This window comes from Tenacibaculum gallaicum (assembly GCF_003387615.1).
Lineage (GTDB): Bacteria > Bacteroidota > Bacteroidia > Flavobacteriales > Flavobacteriaceae > Polaribacter > Polaribacter gallaicus.
Genome location: NZ_QUNS01000005.1, coordinates 65,588 through 86,129 on the forward strand (window position 1 = coordinate 65,588; position 20,542 = coordinate 86,129).

A 20,542-nucleotide genomic window follows, 5' to 3' on the forward strand; every position below is an offset into this window, starting at 1 on the left:
GACTTAAATCATAGCCTAATAATTTTATTTAACAACTTAAAATTATAGTTATATTTGTGTTCTATTTTATGCAAAAAAAAATTAACATACAGAATAAAAAGGCTCGTTTTGAATACGAGATACTTGATAGATACACAGCAGGAATTCAACTTACTGGTACTGAAATAAAATCAATACGACAAAGCAAAGCTCGAATTACTGAAAGTTTTTGTGAGTTTAATGATAAAGGTGAACTTTTTGTAGTAAACATGTACATTGAGGAATATGCCTTTGGACATCATTACAACCATAACCCTAAAAGTGAGCGCCGTTTATTGCTAAATAAACGTGAATTAAAAAAACTTGAAAGAGAGGTTGAAGCTAAAGGTAGTACAATTGTGCCTTTACGTTTATTCATTAATGAAAAAGGTTGGGCTAAATTAGATATTGCTCTTGCGAAAGGAAAGAAAACTCATGATAAGAGACAAAATATTAAAGACCGTGATAATAAACGTGATTTAGCCAGAATTAAAAAGGCTTATAATTAATGAATGATACTTTTTTAAATATCATACAGTGGAAGAAAATTGTATACTTTATTTTTATTTTATTCTTATTTAAGTTTTCTTTTTTACACGGTTATGGTTTTAAAACAACCCTTTCTTTTCTTGATTTAGGACTATTATCTATTTCTAGCGCTTTTTTATTAGCATCTGGTTATCTAACAAGTTTTTACTTCAGAAGTCCACAAAAAAAAACTAAATTCCCTTTACAAAAAGCAAAAAAAACATCTATCTACTTAATGTTTATAGGTATTATAATAGGTTTATTTTTATCTGTTAAAATAAGTAAGCCATGGTATGGTTTTATTTTTATTACTTGCCCCATCATTGTATACTTATATTCTAAAAATAATATTCAAAAAACTTTTTTCAGTAATATTGTCACTTCTTTCCTAAAGCCTTTTGCTTTACTAACACTTTTATGGTTTGATTTTCCTCTTAACTTATCTATAAAACAATGGGAGCTTTTTTACGACCTGCAACTAATAACTATTGGTTACGTAGTTATCTCTTTTTTGAGTAATATCGTTATTGAAATAATTATTGACATTATTAACGTAAATCAAGATAACTTAAACAAACAAAATACCTTACCAGTTTTACTAGGTAGAAAAAGAGCTAAAAATATAGCTTTGATGCTATCTGTGATAGGTTGTTTTTTTGTGTTTTCTATAGCAATTGCTTTTATTAAAAATAAATTCATTTTTTCAACCATTATGTTATTAGGAACAATTCCTGAGCTATACTTTATTTACCGTTTAATGGTAGCTTCTGAAACTAAAGATTACCAAATATTACATAAAATTAGTTACTTTAACTTCTTTTTTGCCCTCTTAAGTGTTCCTACCATAGCTTACTATATTAAATATGTTATCAACTAAACTATCAAAATACTCTATTATTCTTGCTTCAAACTCTCCTAGAAGACAAGAATTAATAAAAAGCTTAGATATTCCTTTTTCTATCAAAATAAAGGAGGTAGAAGAGATTTACCCAAAAGAGCTAAACCATACAGAAATAACTGACTTTTTAGCCAATTTAAAAGCTTCCCCTTTTAAAAAAGATTTAAAAGAAAATGAGTTATTAATAACATCGGACACTATCGTATGGATACATAGCAAAGCTTTAGGGAAACCTAAAAACTACGAGGAAGCATTTCAAATGCTCAAAGAACTATCCAATACTACACACGAAGTTATCACCTCTATATGCATTACTAGTAAATCATTTCAAAAAACTATAAATGACACTACCATTGTTAGCTTTAAAAAGTTATTAGACGAAGAAATTGACTACTATATAAACACTTATAAGCCTTTTGATAAAGCTGGAGCTTATGGAATTCAAGAATGGATTGGTAAAATAGGAATTACAAAAATTGAAGGAAGTTATTTTAATGTGATGGGATTTCCTGTTCATAAACTTTACAAAGAATTATCAAATTTGTAGCTTTACATCTATATAAAAGATTATTTTTGACGCGTATTTACACAACACAAACTGATGAAAAAATATACTTACACAGAAAAAAAAGATACCCGATCTGGGTTTGGTGATGGTTTAACCGAATTAGGGAAAAAAAATCCTAATGTTGTAGCTTTATGTGCAGATTTAACTGGTTCATTAAAAATGAATGAATTTGCCAAAAACCACCCTGAGCGTTTTTATCAAGTAGGAATTGCTGAAGCAAACATGATAGGAATTGCAGCTGGATTAGCTATTGGAGAAAAAATTCCTTTTACGGGTACATTCGCAAACTTTTCAACTGGTAGAGTTTATGACCAAATTCGTCAATCAGTTGCTTATTCTGATAAGAATGTAAAAATTTGTGCTTCTCACGCAGGATTAACTTTAGGTGAAGATGGAGCAACACACCAAATTTTAGAAGATATTGGATTAATGAAGATGTTGCCAGGAATGACTGTAATAAACACTTGTGATTACAGCCAAACAAAAGCTGCAACTTTGGCTATAGCAGAGCATAAAGGACCTGTATATTTACGTTTTGGTCGTCCAAAAGTACCAGTGTTTATGACCGATCAACCTTTTGAAATAGGAAAAGCTATCCAACTTACCGATGGTAACGATGTGACTATTGTTGCTACTGGTCATTTAGTATGGGAAGCTTTACAAGCTGCTGAGCAGTTAGAAGCTAAAGGTATTTCTGCTGAAGTAATAAACATCCATACTATTAAACCATTAGATGAAGAAACTATTTTAAAATCTGTTGCTAAAACAGGTTGTGTAGTTACTGCAGAAGAACATAACAAATATGGAGGTTTAGGAGAAAGTGTAGCCCGTTGTTTAACTACCAATGCCCCTACTCCACAAGAATTTGTTGCTGTAAATGATAGTTTTGGGGAATCTGCTACTCCAGATCAGTTAATGAAAAAATACGGTCTAAATGATGAAGCCATAGTAAAAGCAGTTAAAAAAGTTATTTCTAGAAAATAAAAAACATAAACAACTAAACAATAAATACATCACTTTTAAGGTTTAAAGTGGTGTATTTTTTTATGTAAAAGTAAATATTTAACCCAATTATAATAGTGTAAATTAATAACAAATGAAAAAAGCAATTTTTATCTTATGCCTTCTAGTTGGAGGCTCACAGTTAGCACAAAGCCAAATACAAGGCGGTATTAAAGGTGGTATTAACTACAATTCTGACTCTTTTTCTGATGTAAAAAATGATGTCTTTGATGGAGCAAAAAGCAAAACAGGTTTTCATGCTGGTGCTTGGTTACGTATAAAACTACCAGCTACTGGTTTATATATTAGACCTGAACTGGTATACACACAATTGAATAATAATGTTGTTTATTATCCAGAAGGAAAATCAATCAACTCAACAAATAATCAGAATGTCTCTTACGAGATTCAAAAAATAGATATTCCTGTTTTATTAGGTTTAAATTTTTTAAAAGTAGGACATGTTTTTGCAGGACCTTCTTTTCAGTATATTTTAGATTCTGATTTTGATATCGAAGATCTTAAACAAGTAAATTCTGATGGATTTTCTGTTGGTTTACAACTTGGTGCTGGTGTTGAACTTGGTAAACTAGGTTTAGATGTTCGTTGGGAAAGAGCTTTATCTGATACTGAGTCTAAATTTGTAGATAATAACATTAGTGAAAATGTGAATTTTGACACTCGTGTAAACCAAATTATTGTAGGTTTATCATACAGGTTTTAAACATCTAAAATTTTAAGCATAAAAAAAACCGAAGTTTAATAAACTTCGGTTTTTTTATATGTTTTTTTTAACTCTAAAAAATATCTCTGTTTAGATAATCTGGTATCGTAGGCTTATTTGGATCACTAAAATCGTTTGCTGGATTTCCATCCCCGTTTTTATCCTCATCTTTTGATAAGACTCCATCTTCATCATCATCTGTATCTAAATAATTAGGTACACCATCTCCATCTGTATCATCATTTTTAGGATCACCATCACCATCAGGATCTTCATCAATTGAAGCAACCCCATCTTGATCATCATCTGTACCAGGAACCAAATCCCATAATTCAATGTAAAATAATAAAATTGAATTCGGAGCTATAGAAGTAGTCCCTCCATTTGCATAAGCTAAACCTGAAGGAATAAACAAAATTCCTTTTCCACCATTTTCATAGTTAATAGGTCCCCCATTAGTTACATTATTCCCTCCCTTAAAATGGACAAAACTGTGAGTCCAGCCTCTAATAACTCTATTTAAAGAAAACCAAGCAATATTATTATCAAAATCGGGACTTAAACTATCTTTTCTAACTATTCTTTGTCCTCTATATTTAGCATAAACAGAATCCATTACTGTTGGAAAACCTTTATCTACATCAGGAGTACCAACGCTATTTACATAATAATACAACTTATAGTTAATATCATTTTCAGTTACTTCTTTAGTTACTAATTTATCATCATCAAATAATGGTGTTTCCCCACTAGTAATTGGCCTCACTGAGTCTAAAGCCTCATTATAATAGTTGTTCTTTAAAAATACAACTAAAGAGTCGTTATCAATTATAGCCTGTGCTTCATGGTCAAAATTGTCAACTACTGAGTTGCTATCACTTCCACAAGCATACAAAAGAGTACCTACAATGGCAGTATAAAATAGATGTTTAAATTTTATCATTTAATTCTGAAATTTTAACGTGCAATTTACCATTTTTATACCTTTGTAAAAAATGAAACGATAAAAATTAACTTTTTATATGAGAATTGACAAATATTTGTGGTGTATTCGCTTATTTAAAACCCGTAGTATTGCCACTGATGCTTGTAAAAAGGGACATGTTAAAATAGAGGGTACTAACCTAAAACCATCAAAAGAAATATTTGGTAATGAAGAAATAATTATTCGAAAAAACCAAATCAATTATAAAATAAGGGTTTTAGACCTTCCTCCTAGTCGTGTAGGTGCTAAATTGGTTAATTTATACAGAAAAGATGTAACTCCTAAAGAAGAGTTTGAAAAAACGGAATTACTAAAGTATTCCAAAGATTACTATCGTAAAAAAGGGACGGGACGTCCTACTAAAAAAGATCGCCGTGATATTGACGATTATTACGATGATTCTAATAAAAATGATGTTAATTTGTAATCCTAAAGTAAGTTTAAACCAGTGAATAAAATGACAGACGTAAATAATATCATCTTAAATAATACTCAAGTTGAACAAAAAATTCGTCGAATAGCTTTTCAAATTTATGAAAGTAATAGTAACGAAACAGAAATTATTATTGCTGGTATTGCTGATAATGGGTATTTTTTAGCAGAGAAAATTTCTACTGTCTTAAGTGAAGTTTCACCTATAAAAATAACTTTATGTAAGGTTTCAATAGACAAGAGAAACCCTATCAGCCCAATCACTACTTCTATTAATAATAAAGAGTACCAAAATAAAGCGTTAGTTTTAGTTGATGATGTTTTAAACTCAGGAACTACTTTAATATACGGTGTAAAGCATTTCTTAGAAGTTCCTTTAAAAAGATTTAAAACAGCGGTGTTAGTTAACAGAAATCATAAAAAATATCCTGTAAAAGCTGATTTTAAAGGTATTTCTCTATCCACTTCTATTAAAGAACATGTAGTTGTAGAATTTAAAACTAATGAAACAATAGCTTACTTAACCTAGTAACTCTTGTAGATCTCCTATTATTTCATAAACACTTTTATTATCAACTACTAATTTATATGTTGCTTGATTATAAAAATAACTTCTCTCAAATAAATGTTTAGCAACAAATTCAGCTAATTCTTCTTTATTTAAACGAGCTACTAGTGGACGTTGACTTTTTTCGTTCGTTAACCTGTCTACAATCGTATTTATACTTGTTTTTAAGTATACAGACTTCACATTTTTAAAGTTTAATAGCACATCCATATTTCCTGCGTAACAGGGAGTACCACCTCCCAGAGATAGTATAAAATCTTCTTTTTTTTCTAAAAGTTCTTTTAAAAATACATGTTCCTGTTTTCTAAAATAAATTTCTCCTTTCAACTCAAAAATCTCAGAAACCGTTTTTCCTTCCCTTTTTTCTATATATTCATCTAAATCAATAAACGGAATATGCTTCTTTTCTGCCAAAAACCGTCCAATTGTCGATTTACCGCTAGCCATATACCCTAATAATATAATTTTCATAAACTAGTAATTAAGCAGTTACAAATATGGGTAAAAAATATTACAAAAAAGCTTTTCAGATTTAAAGAACAGTTGTATATTTGCAACCGCTTTCACAAAGAAGCAATGACCGGGTAGCTCAGTTGGTAGAGCATCTCCCTTTTAAGGAGAGGGTCCTGGGTTCGAGCCCCAGCCCGGTCACAAAAAGTTAAGCATATGCTTAACTTTTTTAGTTTATGCACGTATGGCGGAATTGGTAGACGCGCAGGCTTGAGGGGCTTGTTTCCAACGGAAGTGCAGGTTCAAATCCTGTTACGTGCACCAAAAAAAGCACAATACAAAATGTATTGTGCTTTTTTATTTCTGTAGAATTCAAAAAAATATAAGAACTGAATTCAAATAATCTAAATTTTATAAAAAAACAAAGAGACTAAAAAGCCTCCTTGTATTAAATCAAATAATTAATTTATTTAGTTTAAAATGTATGTATCATAATCTAAATAACAAGTATCTCCTTGAACGATGGTTCTTACACCGTTCCACGTTTTGTTATGAAGACCATCTCCTACCGTATAATTATCTACATACGGATTGTGTCTTGTATAATCTTCCCATTTCTTTGAACTAAGATTATATTCATACTCATTATAAGCCTTTGCTCCATCTCTATAAACATAACATCCAGAGTCACACTCCCCTATTACAGAAACTATCCTAAAACGTTCACCTGCTTTTGCTTTTACCATAAAATCAATTACTTTTCCATCAGCTACACTTCTTTTTTGGTTAAACTTATAATAATCTAATCCTACATGATCTTCAATTCCGTATCCCCAGTAAATTTTATTCCCTGTTAAATACCAAGTTCCTAATTCTTGATCATACTTTTCTACATAAAATCTACCAAAAAGCTCTCCTCCACTAGTTCCATGATCACTACCATATAGTGCCACATTAGTTGGGTCTACTCTTATCTTATCATAATACACTAAATCACATTCTTTAATAGTATATTCTAAATTTGAACTTACTTTGAAAGGTCTATTATCATATGTATAATTTACTTTATAAGAAATAGGATATCCCGGATTATCAACTGATACTTCTGCTCCTTCTTTCAAAAAATCAACAACCCTATCTAAATTGTTAGCCATAGCTGCTAAAGATGATGCTATTCCAGAAGTAGCGTTTCCTCCTAATTGCTTTACTTTAACAGTAGATTCACTAAAAATTGATTTATATCTAGCTTCTAATTCTGCATTTACTTCTGTTCCTACTGATTTATAAGCAAAATTCAGTGCTGCTTCAACTTCTTTAGCACTACTACTAGATTCATAAATTAACGTATATAATTTACCATAAGTTACTGACTCTATATACGAAGACGGGTTTTGTTGATCTTCACTTACCTCTAAATAGTCAGTAACATAAGGTTTTAACCTCTCTGGGGAAACATTGTTATTTAACCAACTATTCTTTCCTATAATTCCTTCTTTAGGAGATACTGAAGCTGTAAAAAAACGTTGTTTCAAAGTAACTGCATATCTAGTTTTTTGGGTAGAGAAGTCTAACCCAAAACTACCTGACACATTTACACTAGGTCCAGAATATCCTGCATTTAAAGATAATTGAAATTGTTTTTCATCATGAATTCTTTGAATACTAATATCAAAACTAGCGGGAAAATTAGCTTCACTCTTATAGTAAGCATTTAAAATAGAATTTAAATTATCTTGAACTTTTCCTGGTGTTGGTTCTTCAATTGTTCTTGATGTAGAAGCAGATGTTCCTGACAACACATTTACTCTTACTTCTAAAGGATTCCTATCTTCTCCAAAAATAGGTATAGACACTGGGGCACCTTCTTGTATAGATCTCGCAGCTACCAAATTACCAGGCCATAATAAAGAACTATTGGCATCTAGAATAAAGAAATCTGAATCTGTTTGAGTAAATGATACTTCTTTATCTACACAATTCTCTTCTACAGCTACTCCTTTAGCTTTCGAGGAAGTGTTACCATACAGTTCACTAATATTTAAATTATGAATACCATCAGATGTATCTGGTGTTATAAATTGAGCTATCTGCTCTTTACTAGAATTTATTTCAGAATTATGTAATAAATCGTCTTTTTGACATGAAATAATTGAAAAAAGGGTTAATCCAAGTATTTTTAGATTTTTCATTTATTTATTTTTAAATTTAACATTGTACTAATTATGACCTCGAGGAGTAATTAAACATCCTTAAATACATTTTCCCTACTTATTTATTTATTTTTTTTTATAATCACCACATACATCTATTGTTATTTTATGCTTTTACTAAGTAACAACACACTTCTTTAAAGAACGATTAATTTCACAAAATATTAACGAGTGCAAAGCCTATTATTCTTATTTTCGCCTTATGCAAAAACAATTATTATTCCTAATAGCCATAGTATTTAGTATATCTATTCAGGCGCAAGACAAATTAAAAGGACAAATAATAGACTCCGAATCTAAAAAACCTTTAAGTGCAGCTCATATACTAAATCTTAATAGTGTTGTAGGTACTATTACAAATGAAAAAGGACTCTTTGACCTTGTAGCTCAAGCAAACGACACTGTATTAGTATCCTACTTAGGATATGCTTCTATTAAACTGAAAGTTACCAACGACCTTTTAAAAGGAAATGAAGTTGTTATATCTTTGGAAGAAAAACCTGAGGAGGTGAAAGAAGTTGTAATTAAGTCAACTGAATTGATAGGTGTTTTAGAAGTCGATGTAAAACAAGTTCCAAAAGATCGTTTTACTAGAATCCATATTAATGGATTACCACAAACGTATGAAGTTGGAAGGCCTCAAAAAATATCTTCCCCTATAGCTAAACTATTAAACCCTGTTGATTTGGTATATAACCTCTTTGGTAAAAAGCCTAAACAATTAAAAAAACTTAAAAAACTTAAAAAAGAAGATGACTTGCGTAAAATGTTAGCAGGTAAATTCGATCGTGAGGTAATGATGGAATATTTAGAAATGGATAGAGCAGAACTAAATAAATTATTATCAGACTGTAACTATTCAGAATACTTTATAAAAAAAGCTAGTGATTTGCAACTCATTGAAGCCGTTTTAAACTGCTACGAAAATTATAAAACAGTGAAAAAAGGGAAAATAGAAAGAAATAGAATCCCTGATAAAAAGTAACTTTTTGTTAAAAAAGTAGGGTAAATGATATTTTATCTGTTATATTGTTTGATAGATTAACAAAAAACTCCTTTAAATAATGAGAAAAATTATATTACTATCTTTTATTTTTACAATTCTTTTAAGTTGCAGTAAAGATGATAAGATAATACCTAAAGATGGGGCTGAACCAGTAGATGAAGTTAAACTAAACAATAAAGAAAATAACTTTGTGTGGAAAGCTATGAACTCATGGTACAATTGGCAAGAAGATGTTCCTAATTTAGTAGATAGTAAAGATGATAATACCAATAATTATTATACTTACTTAAATTCATACGGTACCCCTAATGATTTATTTGAAAGCTTACTATACCAATACGGAGAGGTAGATAAATTCTCTTGGTTTATTGAAGATTATATTGAGCAAGAAAAGGCTTTTCAAGGTACAAGCACTAGTTTTGGGTTTAGACCAGTATCTGTAAAAGTTAGTGAAACCACTATTATCTTATTAGTTACTAAAGTATCAGAAAACTCTCCTGCTTCTGAAAAAGGATTAAAGAGAGGTGATATTATAATTGGAATTGACGGCCAAAAATTTACTGCTGATAATTTTAATACAGTTGTAAAAAACTACTCTAATAATACAGTCGAATTTATTCTTGGAGAAAGTGACGGAGTTACTGAGAAGTCAAAAGTATCACTAACTAAAAGAGAAGTTAATGATAACGCTATACAATTAGCAAAAGTTTTTAATGATATTAATGGTAAAAAAGTTGGGTATTTAGTATACAATGGTTTTAGATCTTCTTATGATAAAGAACTTAATAATGCTTTTGCAGATTTTAAAGCAGAAGGAATACAAGAATTAATATTAGACTTCAGATATAATGGAGGTGGTTCTGTATTGACTTGTGGATATTTAGCTAGCATGATTTACGGTGAAGGAACTGCAGAGCAAGATGTTTTTGCGAAAACTGTTTATAATAAAAAACATACTGACAGAGGCTTTACATTACCTTTTTTAAATGGTATTTTTCAGTATGACTCTGATGGAAATTACTTACAGGGTCAAGACATTCCTTTAAATAGACTTACAGGACTTTCAAAAATTTACGTAATTACTTCTAGTAGTACAGCGTCAGCTAGTGAAATGATAATTAACGGGCTAAGGCCTTATATTGATGTAATAACCGTTGGTAAAACTACTTATGGTAAAAATGTTGGTTCAATCACATTATACGACTCTCCTACTACAGATTACACAGATAAAAGTAAAGCTACTACTACTCACAAAATGGCTATGCAACCTATTACTTTTCAAATATTCAACAAACAAAATCAAAGTGATTATGTAAATGGTTTTTCTGCCAATATAGAAGTTAATGAGTTTTCTAGCTGGAATAACTTCTTACCTTTTGGAAATGAAAACGAAATTTTACTAAAAACTATTTTAGATAACATAAAAGGTGTAGCTTCAAAACCTCAGAGACCTTCTAATATACAGGTAATAGATAACTTACAAGAAAATCGTTTTGAACAAGAAATGTATTATGAAAGTGATTTTTTAAAAAATATTAATCATCTTAACTTTTAAACGAAAAAAGCAGCAAAATTTTGCTGCTTTTTTTATGCTTATATTTCATGCAAAAGAACTAAATTTACACCTTTCAAAAACACACACAAACACAACTAATAATGATTCATTTCTTTGGAAACGTAAACAGCAAGGTTTTTGCTGTTCAAACAATAGAAGAATTAACATCTGAAACAATTTCGAAGTTAACTTGGTTATTTGGCAACCAACCGAAAATAAATGCGGCGTCTCTTGACGCCTTTTTTGTTGGTCCAAGAGCAGCAATGATTACTCCATGGAGTACCAACGCTGTAGAAATCACTCAAAATATGGGAATTTCTGGAATTATCAGAATTGAAGAGTTTGAAGCGGTAGCTGATGATTTTTCTAATTTTGACCCGATGATTTCTCAAAAATTCAATGGTTTACATCAAGAAACATTTACTATTGACGTTCAACCAGAACCTATTTTAGAAATTGATGACATCGCAGCTTATAACGAGCAGGAAGGTTTAGCCTTAAACGATGAAGAAGTTACCTATTTAGAAAAAGTAGCTACTAAAATTGGCAGAAAACTAACAGATTCTGAAGTATTTGGTTTCTCTCAGGTAAATTCAGAACATTGTCGTCATAAGATTTTTAATGGAACCTTTGTTATTGATGGAGAGGAAATGCCTACATCTTTATTTAAATTAATTAAAGAAACATCTAAGAAAAATTCAAACGATATAGTTTCTGCTTATAAAGATAATGTAGCTTTTGTTAAAGGTCCAAAAGTAGAGCAATTTGCCCCAAAAAGTGCTGATAAACCTGATTACTACCAAACAAAAGAATTTGAATCTGTTATTTCATTAAAAGCTGAGACACACAACTTCCCTACTACTGTAGAACCTTTTAATGGTGCTGCAACAGGTTCAGGAGGTGAAATTCGTGATAGATTAGCTGGCGGAAAAGGTTCATTGCCATTAGCTGGAACTGCTGTTTATATGACTTCATATTCTCGTTTAGAAGAGAATCGTCCTTGGGAAAAAGGAATGGAAGAGCGTAAATGGTTATACCAAACACCAATGGATATCTTAATCAAAGCTTCTAATGGAGCCTCTGATTTTGGTAATAAATTTGGGCAACCTTTAATCTGTGGTTCTGTCTTAACTTTTGAACACGAAGAAGATGCTCGCAAACTTGGTTTCGATAAAGTAATAATGCAAGCAGGTGGTATTGGATATGGCAAAAAAGAACAAGCTTTAAAAGATACTCCTAAAGAAGGAGATAAAATAGTAATTCTTGGAGGTGAAAACTACCGTATTGGTATGGGAGGAGCTGCGGTTTCTTCTGCTGATACTGGAGAATTTTCTTCAGGAATCGAATTAAATGCAGTTCAGCGTTCTAATCCTGAAATGCAAAAACGTGCAGCCAATGCTGTTCGTGGTATGGTAGAGAGTGATGAAAACTATATTGTTTCAATTCACGATCACGGAGCTGGTGGACACTTAAACTGTTTATCTGAATTAGTGGAAGACACAGGTGGAAACATCGATTTAGATAAATTACCAGTAGGTGACCCTACGCTATCTGATAAAGAAATTATCGGTAATGAATCACAAGAACGTATGGGATTGGTAATTGCTGAGAAGCACATCGAAACCCTAAATAAAATAGCTGAACGTGAGCGTTCACCAATGTACACTGTTGGTGATGTTACAGGTAATCATCGTTTTACTTTCGAATCTAAAACCAATGGAAACAAACCAATGGATTTAGCTTTAGAAGATATGTTTGGTAGTTCTCCTAAAACAATTATGACTGATAAAACAGTTTATAGAAACTACGCTGACGTAAATTATTCAAAAGAAAATTTTACCAATTATTTAGAACAAGTATTACAGTTAGAGGCAGTTGCTTGTAAAGATTGGTTAACCAATAAAGTTGACCGTTGTGTTGGTGGAAAAGTAGCGAAGCAACAATGTGTTGGTTCTTTACAAATTCCATTAAACAATGTTGGTGTAATGGCGTTAGATTATAAAGGTAAAGAAGGAATTGCTACTACAATTGGGCACTCTCCTATTTCTGGATTAATTAATCCAGAAGCTGGAAGTAAAAACTCAATTGCTGAAGCTTTAACAAATATTGTATGGGCTCCTTTAAAAGATGGTTTACAATCGGTTTCATTATCAGCAAACTGGATGTGGCCTTGTAAAAATGAAGGAGAAGATGCTCGTTTATACAAAGCTGTAAAAGCTATTTCTGAGTTTTCTATTGATTTAGGAATCAATGTTCCAACAGGAAAAGATTCATTATCAATGAAACAGAAATATCCAAATGAAGAAGTTATTTCTCCAGGAACTGTAGTAATTTCTGCAGCGGCTAACTGTAACGATATTACAAAAGTAGTAGAACCTGTTTTACAACCAAATAAAGGAAACATCTATTACATCAACTTATCTCAGGATGATTTTAAATTAGGCGGAAGTTCTTTTGCGCAAATAGTAAACAAAATAGGAAACTCTACTCCTACTATTACTGACAACGACTTCTTTAAAGCTGCTTTTGATGTAATTCAAAACTTAATTAAAGAGGGAAAAATTGTTTCAGGTCACGATGTTGCTTCTGGAGGACTTATTACTACCTTATTAGAATTATGTTTTGCTAATGTAAACATAGGTGCAAACCTAGATTTATCAAGCTTAGATGAAGCAGACAGTATTCAATTATTATTTGCCGAAAACTCAGGAATTGTATTCCAAGCTATAGATAATTCAGTAGAGCAAGTTTTAACTGATAATAATATTGAATTCTTTACTATCGGTTCTGTAACAGAATCTGATCGATTAAATATTAAAAATGGTTCAGATGTTTTTGCTTTATCTATTTCTGAATTAAGAGATACTTGGTACAAAACATCATACTTATTAGATCAAAAGCAAACGGCGAACGATTTAGCTAAAGATCGTTTTGATAATTATAAAAATCAGCCATTAAAATATACATTCCCAACTCACTTTACAGGAAAATTAGCTGATACAGTTGGAGTTGTAACCAATAGACCAAAAGCTGCTATCATTCGTGAAAAGGGTTCTAACTCAGAGCGTGAAATGGCAAACGCTATGTATTTAGCTGGGTTTGATGTAAAAGATGTTCACATGACTGATTTAATTTCTGGTCGAGAAACCTTAGAAGATATTCAGTTTATAGGTGCTGTTGGAGGATTTTCAAATTCTGATGTATTAGGTTCTGCTAAAGGATGGGCTGGAGCATTTTTATATAATGAAAAAGCAAATACAGCTTTAAAGAAATTCTTTGATAGAGAAGATACACTTTCTGTAGGTATTTGTAATGGTTGTCAATTATTTATGGAGTTAGAATTGATAAATCCAGAACATAATGAACACGGAAAAATGCTTCATAATGAATCTAAAAAACATGAAAGTTCGTTTACATCTGTAAAAGTTCAAGAAAATAATTCAATAATGTTATCCAGTTTGGCTGGAACAGAGCTAGGAGTTTGGATTTCTCATGGAGAAGGTAAGTTTAATTTACCTCAAGCTGAAAATAATTATAATATTGTTGCTAAATATGGATATGAAGGATATCCTAACAACCCTAACGGGTCAAATTATAATACGGCAATGATGTGTGATAAAACTGGACGTCATTTAGTAACAATGCCTCATATTGAACGTTCTACTTTCCAATGGAATTGGGCTAATTATCCAGATAGACAAGATGAAGTTTCTCCTTGGTTAGAAGCTTTTGTAAATGCTAGAAAATGGATAGCTAGTAAAAAGTAAGTATAAATACTAGTTCTTAAATAATACTAAAGCACTCTGATACAGAGTGCTTTCTTTTTTTACAAATGTAAACTATTACAGTCTAATTACATTTGTGAATGTAGTTGTTACACTAATTCTACACAAGCATTATAACAATTTCCTTTCATTATTCAATCTTCTATAATATTATATAACTATGTAGTATTATATACATTCAACTTAAAGAGTATTCAAGTAATTAGTTAAGTACTTCCTTTATTCCATACTGATAAACAATAAGATATTTAATAGATTAAAGCCTTTTGTTTAATTATACATTAATTCTCTAATTAAGTTGGTTATTTAGTGTTTATGAGTGTAAATATTACTATTCACATACAATTATTATCTAAGAAGATTTTATGTTTGTATTTGTAAACACTTAAAAAAACACACACAAACAGTTACATTTGTAATTAACCGAAGTAAAGAGCTTTTTCTTTTTTAATAAGTTTTTCTTATATCTTTAACTTAAACATCTTATTTACAGTAGTTTAATGACTTTTATTTAAAGTTTTTATTCGTTAAACTTAAGGAGTGTTTAAAATATTTTGTCTTTTTTCTTGTTTACAATTATAAAATGGCATATATTTACAATCGTGAACAACCCATGCAGTTTACAATTATAAACAAATGATAGAAAGACTAAAAAAAATATTAGATTACTACAATTTATCAGCTTCTAATTTCGCAGATACAATTGATGTTCCAAGGTCTAGCATTTCTCACCTATTATCAGGAAGAAATAAACCTAGCTTAGATTTTATTATAAAAGTAGAAAAGGCATTTGAAGAAGTAGAATTAGAATGGTTAGTTTATGGTAGAGGTAATTTCCCAAAAAATACTGTAAACCATACAAAGGAGGAAAATATTGAAAAAAACAAAGCTCCTTCTCTGTTTACTGAAAATATTGTATTTGACCAAGAACCCGAAAAAAAATCAAATACGCAATTCTCAGAAAGTCATAAAAAGAGAAAAGAATCGGATTCTTTCAGAGAAGTTAAGAATATATTGGTTCTATACGACGATGGAACCTTTGAAGATTACAAAAAAAAATAATGACATAATTGATTCCCTGATAATTTAATGATTTGTAGAGTTCAAACAATCCCCCTTAGTATTTATTTCCCCACAAACTGTTTCAATTTTATAAATCATTAATAACTAAACTCTCCCCTAAAGCTTATTTCCCTGTAAGTTGAGTTTCTTGCTTTGTCCCCCAAAGACAATCCCTCTTAAATAAAAAAAGCCTGTATTATTTTTTAATACAGGCTTTTTTACTTATAAATATCGTAATCTTTTAGGTCAGCATTCCTCCGTCTACAGATAAAGTCTGTCCAGTAATATACGAACTCATGTCTGATGCTAAGAAAACACAAGCGTTAGCAATATCTTGTGGTGAACCTCCTCTTTTTAAAGGAATTTCATTTCTCCAACCTTCAACAACTTTTTCATCTAACTTTGCAGTCATTTCAGTTTCGATGAAACCAGGCGCAACTACATTACTACGAATGTTACGCGATCCTAATTCTAATGCTACTGATTTTGAGAATCCTAAAATCCCTGCTTTTGAAGCTGCATAATTTGCTTGACCAGCATTTCCTTTTAATCCAACAACAGAACTCATATTGATAATTGAACCTGCACGTTGTTTCATCATTGGACGAATTACGGCTTTTGTTAAATTGAAAACAGATTTTAAGTTTACTTCAATAACTTTATCAAAATCGTCTTCAGAAATACGCATTAATAAATTATCTTTAGTAATACCTGCATTGTTTACCAATACATCAATTGTTCCGAATTCTTCTAAAACATTTTTTGCTAATTCTTGTGCTGCATCAAACTCTGCCGCATTTGATTGATATCCTTTAGCGCTTACCCCTAATTCTTTTAATTCATTTTCTAAAGCAGTTGCTGCCTCAACAGAAGAGTTATACGTAAATGCAACATTACATCCTTGGTTTGCAAACTCTAATGCAATTCCTCTACCAATTCCTCTGGTAGCTCCTGTAATAATTGCTGTTTTATTTTCTAAAAGTTTCATTTATTAGTTGTTTTAATAGGTCAAATATAAAAAGAAAATCCTGCTAAAGATTATTTTTTAGCAGGATTTTAAATCAAAAAAAATATTATTATTTATCTTATTTTGGTTTATTATATTAACTATTCTTCAATAGGTCTAACAAAGTTTATCCTGTATCCTCCTCCACAAAAAGATTCTATCTCGGTAGCAATATTAATAGCCTCGCCTGTGGCTACTCCCATTATTCCATTATTGCATGTATATCCCACTCTTTTCCTACCTCCGTGAGTTCTTTTCAACTCTTTCTTTGTTAATTCTTTTCCTAACTGTTTTACTTGATCCAATTTCATTTTATATATTTTAAATTAATAATTGCTTAAATATATAAAAATCCGTTGAATTTGCAAATTCAACGGATTTAATAAAAAAATATTATAAAATTTTAACATGAACTGTTAAAATTCTTCATCTATAATTTATGCTAAAACCTTAGCTACCATTTCTCCAATTTTAGCAGGAGACTCTACAACGTGTACTCCATTTTCAGCTAAAATCTTCATTTTTGCTTGCGCAGTATCATCAGCACCACCAACAATAGCACCTGCATGCCCCATTGTTCTACCTGCTGGAGCAGTTTGTCCTGCAATAAAACCAACTACTGGTTTACGATTTCCGTCAGCTTTAATCCAACGTGCAGCTTCAGCTTCTAAGTTTCCTCCAATTTCACCAATCATTACGATTGCTTCAGTTTCATCATCATTCATTAATAATTCAACTGCTTCTTTAGTAGTAGTTCCAATAATTGGGTCTCCACCAATACCAATAGCAGTAGTAATTCCGTATCCTTGTTTTACAACTTGATCAGCAGCTTCATATGTTAAAGTCCCTGATTTAGAAACAATACCTACTTTACCTTTTTTGAAGATAAATCCTGGCATAATTCCAACTTTTGCTTCTTCTGGAGTAATAACACCTGGACAGTTAGGTCCTACTAAAGTACAATCTAACTGATCGATATATGCTTTTACTTTTACCATGTCAGCTGTGGGAATCCCTTCAGTAATACAGATAATTACTTTAATTCCTGCTTCAGCAGCTTCCATAATAGCATCAGCAGCAAATGCTGGTGGTACAAAAATAATTGAAGTATTAGCTGCTGCTTTTTTTACAGCTTCATCAACTGTATTAAAAACAGGCTTACCTAAATGCTCTTGACCTCCTTTACCTGGTGTTACACCTCCAACTACGTTTGTTCCGTAATCGATCATTTGGCCAGCGTGGAAAGTTCCTTCGCTTCCTGTAAAACCTTGAACTATAATTTTTGAATCTTTATTTACTAAAACACTCATTGGTTTGCTTTTTATTATTTTTTTAAGACAGACAAAAATAACTTTTTAATTGTGTTTTCACAATTAATTTCACGTTACTTTTTTTGTTTATTTGTTTCGTTTTTTAAATAGATGACTTCACGCATTTTTTGACGATATTCTTTTTGAGGTGTGCCAAAATAGACTCCCTTTTTTAAAGATTTCATCACACCTGTTTGCGCCATTAAAACCGTTCCTTTCTCTATAGTCAAACCGCTAACAACTCCTACCTGCCCCCAAATCGTTACTTCATCCTCAACCACTGTACATCCTGCTATACCTGTTTGGGCAGCTATTAAACATTTTTTACCTATAACAGTATCGTGTCCAATATGAACCTGATTATCAATTTTTGATCCTTTACCTATTATAGTATCACCCGTTACTCCTCTATCTATAGTGCATGAGGATCCCAAATCTACATTATCTTCAAGTATCACCCTACCTCCAGATATCAATTTATCAAAACCTTCTGGTCTGTTTTTATAATAGAATGCATCTGCTCCTAAAACTGTGTTAGCATGAACGGTTACATTATCACCTATCACACAATTACTGTTAATTGATACATTTGCATGAATTAAACAATTTTTACCAATTGTTACGTTTTCTCCTATAAATACATTTGGTTGTATAATAGTACCTTCTCCTATGATTGCTGATTCAGCAATACTCTTTTTTGAAGCTATAAAAGGGTTAAAGTACTTAGTTATTTTATTGAAATCTCTAAAAGGATCATCAGAAATCAATAATGATTTTCCTTTTGGACAATCTACTTTTTTGTTTATTAATATTGTAGTTGCTGCTGAGTTTAATGCTTTGTCGTAATATTTTGGGTGATCTACAAAAACAATATCTCCTTTTTCAACAACATGAATTTCATTAATACCTGTAATAGGAAAGCTATTCTCTCCAACAAATTCAACATTTAATAAAGCTGCAATTTGCCCTAAAGTTTGAGGTTGTTTAAATTTCATCTTTAAAAAGATATTCCCGCTAAGGCGGGAATATTAAATTTATTCTTTGATACGCTCTGTATAAGCGCCTTTTTCTGTATCTATCTTTATTTTGTCTCCTTCATTAATAAATAAAGGTACATTAATTCTCGCTCCAGTTTCAACAGTTGCTGGTTTTGTGGCATTTGTTGCAGTATTACCTTTTACACCTGGCTCAGTATGAGTTACTTCTAAAATAACGTGCGATGGCATTTCTACTGATAACGGCATATTATCTTCAGTATTAATTAAGATAGTAACCACTTCCCCTTCTTTCATTAAATCTGGCGCATCTAATGTTGACTTTTGAAGTGTTATTTGATTATAATCTTCTGTATTCATGAAGTGATACGTATCTCCCTCTGGATATAAATACTGAAACTTGTGTGTTTCTACACGTACATCATCAATTTTATGACCTGCTGAAAAAGTATTGTCTATCACTTTTCCTGAAGTAACACTTTTAAGTTTTGTACGAACGAAAGCAGGTCCTTTACCTGGTTTTACGTGTAAAAACTCAATAATTTTAAATATATCGTGATTATATTTTATACATAATCCTTTTTTAATATCTGATGTTGATGCCATTTATTTGATCTTTTATAGTTGCTCTTATAAGTGCAATTTTAATAATTAATTTGTTTTAAAATATCCTTTCATGATTCCGCGATGTGAATCTTTGATAAACTGAATAATTTCATCACGCTCAGAAGTTGCTTCCATTTCAGCTTCAATAATATCTATAGCTTGGGAATTGTTATAGTTTTTTTGAAATAAAATACGATAAACATCTTGAACCTCTCTAATTTTTTCAGTCGTAAAACCTCTTCTCCTTAGCCCTACTGAATTAATTCCCACGTATGATAAAGGTTCTCTTGCTGCCTTTACAAAAGGAGGCACATCTTTACGAACCAAAGACCCTCCAGTCACAAAAGCATGATTACCTACAGAGGCAAATTGGTGTACTGCTACCATGCCTGCAAGTACTACATTATCTCCAACAGTTACATGCCCCGCTAAAGTTGAGTTGTTTGAAAAAATACAATTATCTCCCACTTTACAATCGTGTGCAATATGACAATACGCCATAATTAAACAATTGTCACCTATAACAGTTTTCATTCTATCTGAAGTCCCTCTGTTAATAGTAACGCATTCTCGTATAGTAACATTATCTCCTATTTCTACAATTGTATCCTCATCATTATATTTTAAATCTTGAGGAATTGCTGAAATAACTGCTCCTGGGAAAATTCGACAGTTTTTACCGATGCGCGCACCTTCCATAATGGTTACATTAGAACCTATCCATGTTCCTGAACCTATCTCTACATTCGCATGAATCGTTGTAAAAGGTTCTATAACTACATTACGAGCTATTTTTGCTTGAGGGTGTACGTACGCAAGTGGTTGATTCATATT

The 20,542-nt window shown here is 31.2% G+C and carries 20 protein-coding genes and 2 tRNA genes; 13 read left to right on the plus strand and 9 right to left on the minus strand.

Features of this window, described 5'->3' with window-relative positions; genetic code table 11:
* Positions 1 to 68 precede the first annotated feature (68 nt).
* The 5 genes from smpB to C7448_RS10525 all read left to right on the plus strand — a co-directional run bounded on the left by smpB (position 69) and on the right by C7448_RS10525 (position 3,738).
* Positions 69 to 527: an SsrA-binding protein SmpB gene (gene smpB, locus C7448_RS10505; RefSeq protein WP_115901337.1), complete on the plus strand. Its 459-nt coding sequence runs from the start codon at positions 69 to 71 to the stop codon at positions 525 to 527.
* Positions 527 to 1,423, plus strand: a complete 897-nt coding sequence (locus C7448_RS10510; RefSeq protein ID WP_115901338.1) for a UbiA prenyltransferase family protein — start codon at positions 527 to 529, stop codon at positions 1,421 to 1,423. The genes smpB and C7448_RS10510 overlap by 1 nt, the downstream gene beginning before the upstream one ends.
* Complete coding sequence (locus C7448_RS10515) at positions 1,410 to 1,991, plus strand: Maf-like protein (protein ID WP_115901339.1); 582 nt, start codon at positions 1,410 to 1,412, stop codon at positions 1,989 to 1,991. Before C7448_RS10510 ends, C7448_RS10515 begins: the two co-directional genes overlap by 14 nt.
* 54 nt (positions 1,992 to 2,045) lie before the next feature.
* Positions 2,046 to 2,996, plus strand: coding sequence for a transketolase family protein (locus tag C7448_RS10520; RefSeq protein WP_115901340.1), 951 nt, complete (start codon positions 2,046 to 2,048; stop codon positions 2,994 to 2,996).
* 112 nt (positions 2,997 to 3,108) lie between these two features.
* Positions 3,109 to 3,738, plus strand: coding sequence for a porin family protein (locus C7448_RS10525; RefSeq protein WP_115901341.1), 630 nt, complete (start codon positions 3,109 to 3,111; stop codon positions 3,736 to 3,738).
* A gap of 73 nt (positions 3,739 to 3,811) precedes the next feature.
* Here the strand turns inward: C7448_RS10525 and C7448_RS10530 are convergent, their stop codons facing one another.
* Positions 3,812 to 4,681, minus strand: coding sequence for an FKBP-type peptidyl-prolyl cis-trans isomerase (locus C7448_RS10530; RefSeq protein ID WP_115901342.1), 870 nt, complete (start codon positions 4,679 to 4,681; stop codon positions 3,812 to 3,814).
* A 79-nt stretch (positions 4,682 to 4,760) separates the two neighbouring features.
* Here C7448_RS10530 and C7448_RS10535 point away from each other — a divergent pair, with 79 nt between their 5' ends.
* Together C7448_RS10535 and C7448_RS10540 are read left to right on the plus strand one after the other, a co-directional pair.
* On the plus strand, positions 4,761 to 5,150 hold the full coding sequence (locus C7448_RS10535) for an RNA-binding S4 domain-containing protein (RefSeq protein WP_115901343.1): 390 nt from the start codon (positions 4,761 to 4,763) through the stop codon (positions 5,148 to 5,150).
* A 30-nt stretch (positions 5,151 to 5,180) separates the two neighbouring features.
* Complete coding sequence (locus C7448_RS10540) at positions 5,181 to 5,684, plus strand: phosphoribosyltransferase family protein (RefSeq protein ID WP_115901344.1); 504 nt, start codon at positions 5,181 to 5,183, stop codon at positions 5,682 to 5,684.
* Here C7448_RS10540 and C7448_RS10545 read toward each other — a convergent pair.
* Positions 5,676 to 6,194 carry a shikimate kinase gene (locus tag C7448_RS10545; protein ID WP_115901345.1) on the minus strand — a complete coding sequence of 173 codons (519 nt, stop codon included), beginning with the start codon at positions 6,192 to 6,194 and terminating at the stop codon, positions 5,676 to 5,678. The two genes, C7448_RS10540 and C7448_RS10545, sit on opposite strands and share 9 nt — an antisense overlap.
* Positions 6,195 to 6,301: 107 nt before the next feature.
* Here C7448_RS10545 and C7448_RS10550 point away from each other — a divergent pair.
* Positions 6,302 to 6,374: transfer RNA gene (locus C7448_RS10550), tRNA-Lys, on the plus strand.
* A gap of 37 nt (positions 6,375 to 6,411) precedes the next feature.
* Positions 6,412 to 6,497 (plus strand) — tRNA-Leu (locus tag C7448_RS10555).
* A gap of 146 nt (positions 6,498 to 6,643) precedes the next feature.
* Here the strand turns inward: C7448_RS10555 and C7448_RS10560 are convergent.
* The gene (locus C7448_RS10560) at positions 6,644 to 8,362 is read right to left on the minus strand and encodes a thiol-activated cytolysin family protein (protein ID WP_115901346.1); all 1,719 of its coding nucleotides are present in this window, start codon (positions 8,360 to 8,362) and stop codon (positions 6,644 to 6,646) included.
* 223 nt (positions 8,363 to 8,585) lie between these two features.
* Here C7448_RS10560 and C7448_RS10565 point away from each other — a divergent pair, with 223 nt between their 5' ends.
* From C7448_RS10565 to C7448_RS10580, 4 genes are all read left to right on the plus strand, one after another.
* Entirely contained in the window at positions 8,586 to 9,368 is a 783-nt protein-coding gene (locus tag C7448_RS10565; protein ID WP_115901347.1) for a carboxypeptidase-like regulatory domain-containing protein, read from the plus strand.
* A 79-nt stretch (positions 9,369 to 9,447) separates the two neighbouring features.
* Positions 9,448 to 10,944 (plus strand): S41 family peptidase, encoded by a 1,497-nt coding sequence (locus C7448_RS10570; RefSeq protein WP_115901348.1) that lies wholly within the window; start codon positions 9,448 to 9,450, stop codon positions 10,942 to 10,944.
* A gap of 101 nt (positions 10,945 to 11,045) precedes the next feature.
* Positions 11,046 to 14,711 (plus strand): phosphoribosylformylglycinamidine synthase, encoded by a 3,666-nt coding sequence (gene purL / locus C7448_RS10575; protein ID WP_115901349.1) that lies wholly within the window; start codon positions 11,046 to 11,048, stop codon positions 14,709 to 14,711.
* A gap of 654 nt (positions 14,712 to 15,365) precedes the next feature.
* Positions 15,366 to 15,791, plus strand: a complete 426-nt coding sequence (locus C7448_RS10580) for a helix-turn-helix domain-containing protein (protein ID WP_115901350.1) — start codon at positions 15,366 to 15,368, stop codon at positions 15,789 to 15,791.
* Between the two features lie 241 nt (positions 15,792 to 16,032).
* Here the strand turns inward: C7448_RS10580 and fabG are convergent, their stop codons facing one another.
* From fabG to lpxA, 6 genes are all read right to left on the minus strand, one after another.
* On the minus strand, positions 16,033 to 16,779 hold the full coding sequence (gene fabG / locus C7448_RS10585; RefSeq protein WP_115901351.1) for a 3-oxoacyl-[acyl-carrier-protein] reductase: 747 nt from the start codon (positions 16,777 to 16,779) through the stop codon (positions 16,033 to 16,035).
* A gap of 119 nt (positions 16,780 to 16,898) precedes the next feature.
* On the minus strand, positions 16,899 to 17,108 hold the full coding sequence (locus C7448_RS10590; protein ID WP_115901352.1) for a hypothetical protein: 210 nt from the start codon (positions 17,106 to 17,108) through the stop codon (positions 16,899 to 16,901).
* 126 nt (positions 17,109 to 17,234) lie between these two features.
* A complete protein-coding gene (gene sucD, locus C7448_RS10595) occupies positions 17,235 to 18,107 on the minus strand; it encodes a succinate--CoA ligase subunit alpha (RefSeq protein ID WP_115901353.1) in 873 nt (290 codons plus the stop codon).
* Between the two features lie 74 nt (positions 18,108 to 18,181).
* Positions 18,182 to 19,102 (minus strand): UDP-3-O-(3-hydroxymyristoyl)glucosamine N-acyltransferase, encoded by a 921-nt coding sequence (locus tag C7448_RS10600; protein WP_115901354.1) that lies wholly within the window; start codon positions 19,100 to 19,102, stop codon positions 18,182 to 18,184.
* A 39-nt stretch (positions 19,103 to 19,141) separates the two neighbouring features.
* Positions 19,142 to 19,708 (minus strand): elongation factor P, encoded by a 567-nt coding sequence (gene efp, locus C7448_RS10605; RefSeq protein WP_115901355.1) that lies wholly within the window; start codon positions 19,706 to 19,708, stop codon positions 19,142 to 19,144.
* 45 nt (positions 19,709 to 19,753) lie between these two features.
* Positions 19,754 to 20,539: an acyl-ACP--UDP-N-acetylglucosamine O-acyltransferase gene (lpxA, locus tag C7448_RS10610; RefSeq protein WP_115901356.1), complete on the minus strand. Its 786-nt coding sequence runs from the start codon at positions 20,537 to 20,539 to the stop codon at positions 19,754 to 19,756.
* Positions 20,540 to 20,542: the final 3 nt, after the last annotated feature.